Here is a 12,874-nt window from a genome sequence, read left to right on the forward strand (position 1 = left end):
CTGAACGGTTTGCTGGTAGGTTACGGGCATGCCGGGTCCGATTCAGTCGATCGAACGTGCGGCGGCCGTGTTGCGCCTGCTCGCGCGGGGATCCGGGCGGATGGGAGTCGGCGAGATAGCGGTGGCGCTCGGGCTGGCCAAGCCGACCGCGCACGGCATCCTGCGCACCCTGCAGGGGGTCGGATTCGTCGATCAGGATCCGGCCACCGGTAAGTATCGGCTCGGCGGCGGGCTCACCGAACTCGGCTCGCCGTACATCGACGTGAACGAATTGCGTTCGCGGGCGATCAATCGCGCGGACACGCTCGCCGCGCGGACGGGGGAGTCGGTGCGGATCGCCGCGCCGGTGCACGGCGCGATCACGGTGGTGCACCACGTCTTCCGCCCGGACAACACCGCGCAGGCGCTCGAGGTGGGTCAGGTCCTGCCGCCGTACGCCACCGCGCTGGGCAAGGTGCTGCTGGCCTACGACGCCGAACTCGCGGCGGCGGTGCGCGAGGGCGGACTGCCCGCGCTGACCCACCGCACGATCACCGCACCCGCGGAACTGGGCCGCGCGCTCACCGAGATCCGGCGCACCGGCTGGGCGGGCGATGTCGGCGAGTTCCGTTCGGGGGAGGCGGGTCTGGCCGCGCCGATCCGGGGCCGCGGCGGTCTCGTGGTCGGCGCGCTCGGCATCACCGGCGCGATCGACCGGCTCTGCGACGGTCAGCTGCGCCCGCGGCCCGCGCTGGTCGACCTCGTCCGAGATGCGGCGCACGCCGTTTCACGCGATCTTGGTGGTGCACAGTGATTTTCGCGACCGAGGTGATCGTCACGCCCGACAGGAGTGAACACCCATGACCCAGCGGTACGTGCTCGCCATCGATCAGGGCACCACGTCGACCCGATGCATCCTGTTCGACCAGCGGGCGCGCCTGGCCGGGGTGGCACAGCGCGAGCAGCGCCAGCACTACCCCAAACCCGGGTGGGTGGAACAGGACGCGCTCGAGATCTGGCGCAACGTCGAACGGGTGGTGCCCGCCGCGCTGCGGGATTCGGGCATCGCGGTGGATCAGGTGGCGGCGATCGGCATCGCCAATCAGCGTGAGACCACCGTGGTCTGGGATCGCCGCACCGGGACACCCATCGGCCGGGCCATCGTCTGGCAGGACGTGCGCACCGAGGAGCTGGTGCGGAATCTGCGGGAAACGCCGGGCGCGGAACGCATTCGGGAACTGTGCGGGCTGCCCCTGGCGACCTACTTCGCCGCCCCGCGACTGCGCTGGCTGCTGGACAACGTGCCCGGGTTGCGCGACCGCGCCGAACGCGGCGACGTGCTCTTCGGCACCATGGAGACCTGGCTGGTCTGGAACCTCACCGGGGGCGCGGATCACGGCGTGCACGTCACCGACGTCACCAACGCCGGGCGCACCCTGCTGATGAATCTCGAAACCCTGGACTGGGACGCGGAACTGCTCCGCTTCTTCGATATCCCGCGGGCGATGCTGCCCCGCATCGAACCCTCCACCGGCGAGTTCGGCGTGGCCCGGCGGGTGGCCCCCGGCGTGCGCATCGCGGCCGCGCTCGGCGATCAGCACGCCGCGCTGTTCGGGCAGACCTGTTTCGCGCCCGGCGAGACCGAATGCACCTACGGCACCGGCGGTTTCCTGCTCATGAACACCGGGCGCGAGCTGATCCGATCCCAGCACGGCCTGCTCACCACCATCGGCTACCAGGTGGGCCCGGAGCCGGTGTACGCCCTGGAGGGCCCGATCGCCGTCACCGGTTCCCTCGTGCAGTGGCTGCGCGACAACATCGGCCTGATCGCCAGCGCGCCCGAGATCGAAACCCTCGCGGGCACGGTCGAGGACAACGGCGGCTGCTATCTGGTGCCCGCGTTCTCGGGGCTGTACGCGCCGCACTGGCGCAGTGACGCCCGGGGCCTGCTCATCGGGCTCACCTCGTACGTCAACCGGGGTCATATCGCCCGCGCGGTGCTCGAGGCCACCGCCTGGCAGACCCGCGACGTGGTCGAGGCCATGAACGCCGACTCCGGGCTGCACGCCGCGGCGTTGCGGGTGGCGGGCGGTATGACCTCGGACAACCTCCTGATGCAGATCGTGGCCGACGCCCTGGACATACCGGTGATGCGGCCGATCGTGGCCGAGACCGTCTCGCTGGGCGCGGCCTACGCGGCGGGCCTGGCGGTCGGGTACTGGCCGGATCTGCAGGGCCTGCGCCACAACTGGCGGGTGGCGGCCCAGTGGGTGCCGCGCATGGATCCCCGCCTGCGGGCCGCCGAGTACGAGAACTGGCAGCGGGCGGTGCAGCTTACCTTCGGTTGGCTGCGCCTGGAGAAGCCCTTGACCTAACGTGAAAGCTATGCGGTTGTACGTGGGGTGCGCGATGTGGACTCATCCGGAATGGCAGGAAAAACCTCTTCCCCCGGCGGAGCGGCTGCGCACCTATTCCTCGTGGTGCAATGCGGTGGAAGGGAATACGACGTTCTACGCCACTCCGCAGCGCCGGACCGTGGAATCCTGGGCGCGCCAGACGGATCCGGACTTCCGGTTCGTGATGAAGTTGCCGCGCACCGTCACTCATGATCGTCGCCTCGCCGGCATCGACGACGACATGAACGCCTTCCTGGACGCGGTGGAGCCGCTGGGCCGTCGCCTGCACGCGCTGTGGGTGCAGCTGCCGGGCTCGTTCACCGATCTGCGGGCGCTGGCCACCCTGCTGGACGGGCTGCCCCCGCACTACCGGGTGGCGGTCGAGGTGCGCCATCCCGCCTTCTTCGACAACCACCGGGCGATAGCGCAGCTGGAGTCGGTGCTGGAATACGCGGGCGCGGAATGGATTCCGTTCGACACCACGACGCTGTTCGCGAGTCCCGCGCGCAGCGCGGCCGAACACGAGGCGCAGTCGAAGAAGCCGCGACTGCCGGTGCGTACCGGAGCCCTGACCGAGTTCCCGATCGTGCGCTACCACGGCCGGGACGACACGGCCGCGACGATCGCGGGCTGGCAGCCCTGGGTCGAGCAGACGGTGACCTGGCTGCGGGAGGGCCGCTCGCCGACGGTCTTCATCCACACCCCGGACAACGCCGGGTCCCGCGCCCTGTCCCGCCGGTTCCACGACGAGGTCCGGGCGCGGGTGCCCGAACTGGAGCCGTTGCCGACCCCCGTACCCACCGATCCCATGACGTTGTTCTGAGCGGGCGGCGCCGTCCCGCCTCCCGATCCGGCGCCGTCGGACCCGTCCGCCACCGTCACCCGATCAGCAGCGAATCCCGTTCCCGCCGTTGTGCTTCGCGCGCGAGCGAACGGTCCCGCTGCTCCTCGAACCGCAGGACGTCCCGTTCGAGCCGCTCGATGAATTCCCCGAGCTCGTTGCGCAGTTCGTCGCCGCGCGCACCGAAATCGGTGCGGTCCCAGATGTTCCACTTCTTCAGCACCGGACGGATGACCTCTTCCAGATGCTGGCGCAGGTCGTAGATGCCGTGCTTGGCCATCAGCACGCCGTTGCGGCGGAAGTTCGGCATGCCCGCACCGGGCATCTGGAACTCGGTGATGACGTGCACGATGGCCTGCATCGCCTGGTCGGGCGAGACGTCGAGGGCGGCGCCGCACATATTGCGGTAGAAGATCATGTGCAGGTTCTCGTCGGCGGCGATGCGCTGCAGCATCTTGTCCGCTATGGGGTCATTGCAGACTTTGCCGGTATTGCGGTGAGAAACGCGCGTGGCCAACTCTTGAAAAGTGACATACGCGACGGAGTACATGAATCCGGCAGCAACCTGAATGGCGTTGGTGCCCAGCCGTTTCTGAACCAGACCGGTCGGATTGTATCCACCGGTCATGTGCGTCATCCGCGCCTGTTCCAGGGCCTCGGGATCCACGCCGCGGGTGACCACCAGGTAGTCGCGCAGCACGATGCCGTGTCGGTTCTCCTCGGCCGTCCAGCGGCCCACCCACGTACCCCAGGGTCCGTCCTGGGAGAAGTTCTCGGCGATCTCCCGGTGGTAGCTGGGCAAATTGTCCTCGGTGAGAAGATTGGTGATCATCGCCGCCTTGGCGACTTCGCTGAGAACGGACTGCTCAGGGTCCCAATCGCTGCCTCCCATTGCTGAGAAGTTGCGACCCTGATCCCACGGCACATAGTCGTGCGGATGCCAGTCCTTGGCCATGGATAGATGCCTGTTCACATTTTGTTCGGCAATCGGCTCCAGCTCGATGAGCAACTCGAGCTGCGTCAGATTCCTGGCCACGGTCGTGTGCCTCCCTCGAAATGACTCGGCGCTAGGGAATGATGGTGTAGCTCAATACCTGTCAGCCGATGGATGACGGTGGAATACGCTTTGGATGCGGCGTTCGCCGCCGTGGCGAAGGAGCCGCGGGGAAGAGTCCCGGGGGTGTCCGCGTGTCGCGCGGGGAGACTGGTCGGCTTCGCCTCGGATAATCTAGCCCAGTTCGCCGGAGATTGGCTTCACCCCCCGCCGATGTGTTCACGGCCGGGTGCACTCGCTAGCTGCTTACCAGTTCTTGACAAGTCCAGCCGAGACCAGACAAGCCCACGCGGATCGAAACCTGGTTCGCCGGAGCATTGCTACGGAGAGTGAACGACTCATGCAGACACCCAAACGAACCAAATTCCCCAGCGTCGTGGTGACTTCGGTGGCCGCGACCACCTCCATCGCCGGCGACATCGACTCGACCTGGAAGGGCTTGCTCAACGGCGAGAGTGGGATCGACGTCCTCGAGGACAGTTTCCTCGACGACTTCGGCCTGCCGGTCCGCATCGGCGGTCACCTCAAGGTCACCCCGGACGCGGTGCTGAGCCGCGAGGAATGCAAGCGCAACTCCTACGTCGAGCAGATGGCCCTGGTGCTCGGGCGCGAGGTGTGGCGCAACGCGGGCAGCCCGCAGGTGGACGGCGACCGGCTCGGCGTCGCGATCGGAACCGGTCTCGGCGGCGCCGAAATGCTCATCACCGCACGGGACAAGCTCTCCAGCGGCGGCTACCGCAAGGTCTCGCCGCTGACCGTGCAGGGCATCATGCCGAACGGCCCGGCCGCCGTCGTGAGTGTCGAGCTCGGCGCGAGGGCCGGTGTGACAACGCCTGTTTCGGCATGTTCGTCCGGTTCCGAGGCGATCGCCAACGCCTGGCAGCGCATCGTCATGGGCGATGCCGACGTGATGATCACCGGCGGCGTGGAGGGCTCGATCCAGGCGCTGCCCATCGCGGGCTTCTCCATGATGCGCGCCATGAGCACGCGAAATCACGACCCCAAGGCCGCATCTCGGCCGTTCGACCGCGACCGGGACGGCTTCGTGTTCGGTGAGGCCGGCGCGCTCATGGTCCTCGAGACCGAGGAGCACGCGCGGGCGCGCGGGGCCCGGATCCACGCCCGGCTCATGGGCGCCGGTATCACCTCCGACGGCTTCCACCTCGTCGCACCCGACCCGGAGGGTACCGGGGCGGCGCGCGCGATGACCCGCGCGATGGAGCACGCGGGCATTTCCAAAGCCGATGTGTCGCATATCAATGCGCACGCCACCGCCACCCCCATCGGCGATACCGCCGAGGCGAACGCCATCTCGCAAGCGGTCGGCAACCATGCCGCGGTGTACGCGCCCAAGTCCGCGCTCGGACATTCCATCGGCGCCGTGGGCGCGCTCGAATCGGTGCTGACGGTCCTCAGCGTGCGGGACGGAATCATCCCGCCCACGCTGAATTTGGACAATCTGGACCCGGAAATCGACCTCGACGTGGTCGCGGGCACGGCGCGCGCCGGCACCTACGACTACGCCCTCAACAACTCGTTCGGATTCGGCGGTCACAATGTGGCTCTCGCCTTCGGCCGCTACTGAATGCACTTCGCCCGGTACAGAGTGACGTGGATCATGGGCACCTGCTAGTCTTCCCCAGCCCCAGCTACTTCTCGGGCTTCGGAGTCGATTCTTGTTCGGTGTCACTGCACAGTCATAGCTGTGAGTTGAAAAAGGATAGGGAATGATCGGCGAGACCTTCGATGACTATCTGGACGAGCACGGCAATATCAAGATCCCCAGCAACCTGACCATGATCGATCTGGTCGACAAGCACGCCGCGCAGGGGGATGAGCTCGCCTATCGCTATGTCGACTACTCACGTGAACGTGACGGCGAGTACCTCGAATTGACCTGGAACCAGTTCGGCGTTCGGCTCCGGGCGGTGGCGGCGCGCCTGCAACAGGTGACCCAGCCGGGCGACCGCGTCGCCATTCTGGCGCCGCAGGGGCTCGAATACATCGTCGCCATGTACGCGGCGGTGTACGCGGGCTGTATCGCCGTGCCGCTGTTCGACCCGGATGAGCAGGGGCACTCCGATCGGCTCCACGCCGTGCTCGCGGACTGCGAGCCCGCGGCCATTCTGACCGTCGGCGCTTCCGCCGCGGGCGTGCGTGACCTGTTCCGCGATCGGCCCGCGCCGCAGCGGCCGCGGATCATCGCGGTGGAGGCGATCCCGGACAGTGTGGGCTCGGCCTGGGTGCGGCCGGACATCGACATCGACAACGTGGCCTACCTGCAGTACACCTCCGGCTCCACCCGCTCGCCCGCGGGCGTGGAGATCACCCACCGGGCCGTGGGAACCAATCTGCTGCAGGTGATCACGACCGTCGGGATCACCGAGAAGGCGCGCGGGGTCACCTGGCTGCCGCTGTTCCACGACATGGGTCTGCTGACGGTCATCCTGCCGACCATCGGCGGCAAGTTCATCACCATCATGTCGCCCAGTGCCTTCGTCCGCCGCCCGTACCGCTGGATCAAGGAACTGGCCGCGCAGGAGGACGGCGCCGAGATCTTCGCCGCCGCACCGAATTTCGCGTTCGAGCACGCCGCCGCCCGCGGTCTGCCGAAACCGGGCGAGGAGCTCGACCTGTCCAATGTGATCGGCCTGATCAACGGCAGCGAGCCGGTGTCGGTCACCTCGATGAAGAAGTTCAACGACGCCTTCGAACCGTACGGCCTGCCCAAGACCGCGATGAAGCCGTGCTACGGCATGGCCGAGGCCACGCTGTTCGTCTCGGCCACCCGCCGCGAGGACGAGGCCCGCACGGTCTACGTCGATCGCGTCGAGCTCAACGCCGGGCGCATGACCGAGGTGTCGGCGGACGCGGAAAACGCTGTGGCACAGGTGTCCTGCGGATACGTAGCGCTCTCGCAGTGGGCCGTCATCGTCGATCCGGACACCGCGTCGGAGAAGGCCGAGGGCGAGGTCGGCGAGATCTGGCTGCACGGCAAGAACATGGGCATCGGCTACTGGGGGCGTCCCGAGGAGACGGTCGCCACCTTCCAGAACCTGCTCAAGACCCGGCAGCCGCACGGCAGTCACGCCGAGGGCGCGGACACCGACGCGATGTGGATGCGCACCGGCGACTTCGGCGCCTATCTGGACGGCGAGCTCTACATCACCGGCCGCGTGAAGGATCTGGTGATAGTCGACGGCCGCAACCACTACCCGCAGGATCTGGAGTACTCGGCGCAGGAGTCCAGCACCGCGCTGCGGCCGGGCTTCGTCGCCGCTTTCTCGGTCTCGGCCAACCAGATTCCGGCCGAGTCCGCGACCGACGGCGCCGCGACCGATCCCGGCAACTCCGCCGAGCAACTGGTGATAGTGGCCGAACGCGGCACGGGCGCGGCCAAACTCGATCCCGAGCCCATCGCGGAGACGGTCCGCGCGGCCATCGCCAAGCGGCACGGGGTCGCGGTGCGGGACCTGCTGCTCGTCCCCGCCGGGTCGATTCCGCGCACCTCCAGCGGCAAGATCGCCCGCCGGGCCTGCAAGGCCGCCTACGTCGAGGGCACCCTGCGCGGCGGTCATCGCCAGCAGGCGTTCCCGGACGAGGCCGAATAGTATTGCCCCGCATCGCCGATCGCACTTGCGCGCGGTCGGCGATGCGACCCGGACGCGGGCTACCGCCCGGCCGCCCCGCACCCGGGGGTCGCGCGCGAGTGGTCCACCGGGACCGCGACCCGGTCCGGTCGGTGAGCAAGGTCCGATGACGGTCCGGCGCGCGAGCCGGCGATTCCCGTCCAGGTCCGTACACTGTGCCGCCGTGTGGACTTCCGCCCGAATCGGGCTCCTGCTGGTCACGACCGCCCTGACCGTCGCCGGTGTGGCGCACCCCGCGAACGCGCGGCCGAGTCCGGCCGTGGCCGCGGCCGTCTGCGGAACCCCGCTGTCCGACACCGAACTCGACCGCGTCGCCGCGCTCTCGGACACCGGCGATCTGACCGGTGACGCGCTGACCCGGCTCGAGACCGCCGTCGCGCGCCTGCACGAGATCACCGAGATCCTGAACGCGCACGGGGATCGGCGCGGGCTCTTCGGCATCGGCCTGGACGGGGTGGAGCAGGCCGCGGTCATGCCGCTGCAGCGTGACCCGCTCGCGTTCCGGGACCGGGACTACGCGCACGCCATCAGCCTGGAACTGCTCAGCCGCTACCTGGACAACCTGCACGGCGAATTCACCGGCGGCCCGGTCGAATGGCAGTGGGCGCGGTACTTCGCGCAGGCCGCGCGCTGCGAGATGTCCGGCGCCCAGGTGGCCATGTCCGGCTACAACGCGCATCTCGCGGTGGACCTGGCTTATTCGGTCGCAGCGGTGAACAGTGAGATCGACGACGCGCCGGACTATTTCACGATCGTCGCGAGCATCGCCGCCGCGGGCGATGTCATCGTGGATCGGACGAAGGCGGTCTACGGCGCCGACCTCGGCCCGCTGTGGCGCTTCTACTTCGTCGGCGAGGGCCTGGATCTGCTGTTCGGCCGGGGCGTGGCCACCGAGCAGCTGCTGATCGCCGCCGACCTGGGCGCGAACGTCGTCATCTTCGGAAACGGCCTGGCCCTGCGGGATCCGGTGCTGCGCGACCCCGTCGCCGCGGAGATCCGCACGCTGTCCGACGCCGCGGACGCGGCCTTCGGGGTGCTCGCGCAGATCCACGCGCTCTGACCACGCCGGCGGGTGCGCGTCGGGGCTCGGACGCCGGCGGACGAGCGTCGAGGCTCGGGTACGTACCCCTCAGGGCTCGGGATGCAACCGTGCGCCGTGCAGGCGCGGTCCGGGCGCGCCGTGCGTGTGCGGACCGCGCCCGGCGGACTTGGCCCAGTACATGCTGTAGTCCGCGGCCTGCAGCAGATCGTCCGCGGTCGTGTGCGCGGCGTACTCCTCGGCGACGCCCACGCTGGCGGTGATGGTGAGCCGGTGCCCGTTCACCTCGAAGGGGTGGGTGAAGGCCCGCCGCACCTCGTGCGAGACCGCGTCGACGTCACCGCTGGAATCCGGTACCAGGATCACGAATTCGTCCCCGCCCATCCGCGCGACCAGCCGCCCCGGTCCGGTGACGCAGGCGTCGAGTCGAGTGGCGGCCTGCACCAGCAGTTCGTCGCCCACCGCGTGGCCGAAGGTGTCGTTCACAGATTTGAAGTGATCGAGATCGACGTAGCAGAGCCCCACCCGGCGGTCGGGATCGGTGAACGCGGCGGTGAGCGCGTCGAAGAAACGGGAACGATTGGCCAGCCCGGTCAGCTGATCGTGGTGGGCGCGGTAGTGCAGGCGCTCGCGCAGCGCGCGGCGTTCGGAGATGTCCTCGACCAGGATGAGCGTGTACTGCGGCTCGCCGTGTTCGCTGCGAATGAGCGAGACGTTGATGTTCGTCCACACCGTGCGCCCGTCGCGATGCGGGTACGCCTTCTCGAGTTGCACGTTGTCGACCTCGCCGGAGAGCACCGCGGCGTACAGCGGCCACATGGCCGGATCGTCGTCCGGGTGGGTCAGATCGGTCACCTCGAGCGCACACATCTCGGCGGGGGTGTAGCCGAGCATGGTGGCGAAGGCGGCGTTCACCTCGATGATGCGCCCCGTCATATCCGACAGGCCGGTGCCGATTCCGGCCTGGGCGAAGACCGCGCGGAAGCGAGCCTCGCTGGCCCGCAACTGTTCCTGCATCCGCATGCGCGCGGTGATCTCGGCGACCCGCACGCTCTCCTGTTCGGCGAGCAGCCAGGCCCGGAAGGCGCGGACGTACCCGGTGGTGAAGGCGCCCAGCACCGCCGCCGCGCGTTCGGGCGCGATGCCGATGTCCTGCTCGAACCAGTCGGCGAGCACGGTGACGGTGCGCCCCAGGACCTCCGCGCCCACGAAGTGCGCCCGCGCGAGTTCGGCGCCGAGTTCGGCGACCTGCCGGGCGGAGGCGCCGTTGCGCGCGGCGGCGTCCACCCGCTCGGCCAGTCTGGTCAGCAACGCGCCGGCTTCGTCCCGGCTCATGGGCACGACATGGTCGCGGGCTCCGCTGTCGAGCGCGGCTACCCACTGTTCGACCAACTCGGCGTGCGGGCCACCCTGCTCCGGCCCACCCCCGGGATCCGACGCCATGAGGGACGATGGTAGCCCGACCGGTCGGTGCCTGCTAACCCCGCCCCTATCGGCCGACTTGGGATACCATTGCGGCGCTTCAGGATTGGTTTGCGCGATGCGTGCCGGGTGCGAAGAGGGGTAGCGAGACGATGACCAGACCGAGTTGGGCTCCCGAGGGCATCGATTTGGATCGCCCCAGCGCCTCACGGGTGTACGACTACTTCGTCGGCGGCATGCACAATTTCGAGATCGATCGCGAATTGGCCCGTCAGATAGAGCTGTTCACGCCCAATGTCGCGGAAACCATGCGCGCCAACCGAGATCTGTTGCGCCGCTGTGTCCGCTACCTGACCGACAAGGGCATCGATCAGTTCCTGGATCTGGGCTCGGGCATTCCCACCGTCGGCAACGTGCACGAGGTGGCCCAGGCCCGAAACCCGCAGGCCCGTGTGGTTTACGTGGACATCGATCCAGTCGCGGTCGCGCACAGCCAGGCCATCCTGTACGACAACAAGCTCGCCGGCGTGATCCACGGCGATGTCGCGCGGCCCGATGCCATCGTGAACGATCCGCTGGTCGCCGAGCTCATCGACTTCGATCGCCCGCTGGCCGTATTGCTCTTGGGCGTACTGCATTTCGTGCCCGACGAGAGCGATCCGGCCGCCGCCGTGGCCCGCCTGCAGGACCTGTGCGCGCCCGGCAGCTACCTCGCGATCACCCACGCCACCGCGGACGGTCAGCCCGCGGAAGTGCTGGAGGCACAGAAGCTTTCCGGTCGCACCTCCACCGAGATCAGCCTGCGCGCCCGCGACGAGATCGCCGCGTACTTCGGCGACTGGACCCTGGTCGATCCGGGTCTGGTCCACCTGCCGCTGTGGCGGCCGGAGGATCCGGCCGACGTCGGCGAGCGCCCGGAGAGCTCGGGCGCGTACGGCGCCCTGGCGCACAAGAACTGACCGCGCGGGATCGGATTCCGGCGCGATTCGGCGCGATGTCGTCAAGGGCCCTTGTGGTTTTCGCCCGCCCACGAATCGTGGACGGGCGAAAACGCGGCGGGGTGCTCAGGGGCTCACCTCCGGCGCCGGGCTCGGGCGCCGGAAGGTCACCGCGGCCGCCACGGCGGCGAGTGCGGCGATCGCGGCCGCGCCGGTGAAGGCGGCGGCGAACCCGTCGGTGAGCGCGGCCTTGTCATCCAGGCGTTCCGCGCCCGCCGCCGCGGCGACGGCCGTCACGGCGGCCAGGCCCAGCGCCGAACCGATCTGATAGCCGGTGTTCACGATGCCCGAGGCCAGCCCGCCCTCCTGCGGCGGCGCGGCCGAGATGGCGGTCTGCAGGGACGGCACGAAGGCCAGCGACATGCCGAGCGCGGCGATCAGCGAGCCGGGCAGGACGTCGAGCCAGAACGAGCCGTCCGGGCGCACGAACGACAGCCAGGCCAGGCCCGCGGTCAGGACCAGCAGTCCGGACACGATCATGGTGCGAGCGCCGAAGCGGGCGAACAGCTTCGGTGACAGCGCGATCATGCCGATCATGATGAGCGCGGTCATGGGCAGCAGCGCGGCGCCCGACGGGAAGGCCGAATAGCCCAGGACCTGCTGCAGATAGAGGTTCAGGAAGAACCACATCGGCACCCAGGCCGCGCCCAGCAGCACCTGGGCGAGGTTGGCCGCGCCCAGGTTCGGGGAGCGGAAGATCGACAGCGGCATCAGCGGGTCGTGCCGGCGGCGCTGCAGCACCACGAACGCGATCAGCAGGGCCGCCGCCAGGGCCAATACGCCCCAGGTGGACCCGGCGAGCCAACCCGCCTCGGGCGCACGGACTATGGCGAACACGGCCGCGCCGAGACCGAGGGTGGCGGTCGCCGCGCCGAGCAGATCGACCGTGCCGCGCGGGGCGAGCGCGCCGGCGGGCAACAGGGCGGGCGCGGCGGCCAGCGCGAGCAGGGCGATCGGAATGTTGATGTAGAAAACCCAGGGCCACGAGGCGTATTCGGTGATGAGCCCGCCCAGGAACACCCCCGCGGTGCCGCCGGCCGGGGCGGCCGCGCCGTAGATCGCGAAGGCCCTGGTGAGTTCGCCGGGGTTGCCGCCGAACAGCATCATGAGCAGGGTCAGCGCCGAGGGCGCGATGAGCGCCGCGCCCACGCCCTGCACGCCGCGCCCGAGCAGTTCGACCGTGGCCGAGCCGGCCAGGCCGGCGACGAGCGAGCCCGCGCCGAGCACCGCCCAGCCGGTCTGGAACATCCGCCGCGCGCCCAGGATGTCGGAGAGCTTGCCGCCCAGCAGCAGCAGGCCGCCGAACACCACGACGTAGGCGTTGAAGACCCAGGACAGGTTCTCCTGGGAGAAGCCGAGTTCGGTCTGCATCTTCGGCAGGGCCACGCCGATGATCGAGGTGTCCATGATGACCATGAACTGGGCCAGGGCGATCAGGGCCAGGGCTGTCCACCGTCGCGCGGACGGCGGGGCCTGGGTGGGGGTGGACATGGGT

Annotated in this window: 10 protein-coding genes; 7 read left to right on the forward strand and 3 right to left on the reverse strand. The window is 69.1% G+C overall.

The features are described from left to right. The first annotated feature begins 28 nt into the window (after positions 1–28). The 3 genes from ACWDOP_RS23605 to ACWDOP_RS23615 are packed head-to-tail and all read left to right on the forward strand — an operon-like array spanning position 29 to position 3,198. Positions 29–793 (forward strand): IclR family transcriptional regulator, encoded by a 765-nt coding sequence (locus ACWDOP_RS23605; protein WP_454205423.1) that lies wholly within the window; start codon positions 29–31, stop codon positions 791–793. Positions 794–839: 46 nt separating this feature from the next. After that, positions 840–2,354: a glycerol kinase GlpK gene (gene glpK / locus ACWDOP_RS23610; RefSeq protein WP_454205422.1), complete on the forward strand. Its 1,515-nt coding sequence runs from the start codon at positions 840–842 to the stop codon at positions 2,352–2,354. 10 nt (positions 2,355–2,364) lie between these two features. Then, positions 2,365–3,198 (forward strand): DUF72 domain-containing protein, encoded by an 834-nt coding sequence (locus tag ACWDOP_RS23615; protein WP_456346800.1) that lies wholly within the window; start codon positions 2,365–2,367, stop codon positions 3,196–3,198. 55 nt (positions 3,199–3,253) lie between these two features. On the opposite strand, the gene ACWDOP_RS23620 is transcribed toward ACWDOP_RS23615, so the two are convergent. Further along, positions 3,254–4,252, reverse strand: a complete 999-nt coding sequence (locus tag ACWDOP_RS23620) for an acyl-ACP desaturase (protein ID WP_456346801.1) — start codon at positions 4,250–4,252, stop codon at positions 3,254–3,256. Positions 4,253–4,610: 358 nt separating this feature from the next. Here ACWDOP_RS23620 and ACWDOP_RS23625 point away from each other — a divergent pair, with 358 nt between their 5' ends. The 3 genes from ACWDOP_RS23625 to ACWDOP_RS23635 all read left to right on the forward strand — a co-directional run bounded on the left by ACWDOP_RS23625 (position 4,611) and on the right by ACWDOP_RS23635 (position 8,980). Continuing rightward, the gene (locus ACWDOP_RS23625; RefSeq protein ID WP_454205419.1) at positions 4,611–5,855 is read left to right on the forward strand and encodes a KasA/KasB family beta-ketoacyl-ACP synthase; all 1,245 of its coding nucleotides are present in this window, start codon (positions 4,611–4,613) and stop codon (positions 5,853–5,855) included. A gap of 142 nt (positions 5,856–5,997) precedes the next feature. Continuing rightward, a complete protein-coding gene (gene fadD32 / locus ACWDOP_RS23630) occupies positions 5,998–7,881 on the forward strand; it encodes a long-chain-fatty-acid--AMP ligase FadD32 (RefSeq protein ID WP_456346802.1) in 1,884 nt (627 codons plus the stop codon). Positions 7,882–8,083: 202 nt separating this feature from the next. Beyond that, on the forward strand, positions 8,084–8,980 hold the full coding sequence (locus ACWDOP_RS23635; protein ID WP_456346803.1) for a DUF5995 family protein: 897 nt from the start codon (positions 8,084–8,086) through the stop codon (positions 8,978–8,980). A 69-nt stretch (positions 8,981–9,049) separates the two neighbouring features. Here the strand turns inward: ACWDOP_RS23635 and ACWDOP_RS23640 are convergent, their stop codons facing one another. Then, a complete protein-coding gene (locus ACWDOP_RS23640; protein WP_456346804.1) occupies positions 9,050–10,402 on the reverse strand; it encodes a diguanylate cyclase domain-containing protein in 1,353 nt (450 codons plus the stop codon). A gap of 131 nt (positions 10,403–10,533) precedes the next feature. Between ACWDOP_RS23640 and ACWDOP_RS23645 the strand changes: the two genes are divergently transcribed. After that, positions 10,534–11,340, forward strand: coding sequence for an SAM-dependent methyltransferase (locus ACWDOP_RS23645; protein WP_454205415.1), 807 nt, complete (start codon positions 10,534–10,536; stop codon positions 11,338–11,340). A 105-nt stretch (positions 11,341–11,445) separates the two neighbouring features. Here ACWDOP_RS23645 and ACWDOP_RS23650 read toward each other — a convergent pair whose 3' ends face one another. Then, positions 11,446–12,870 carry an MFS transporter gene (locus ACWDOP_RS23650; protein ID WP_456346805.1) on the reverse strand — a complete coding sequence of 475 codons (1,425 nt, stop codon included), beginning with the start codon at positions 12,868–12,870 and terminating at the stop codon, positions 11,446–11,448. Between the last annotated feature and the right edge of the window lie 4 nt (positions 12,871–12,874).

It is taken from the genome of Nocardia sp. NPDC003693 (assembly GCF_053981095.1).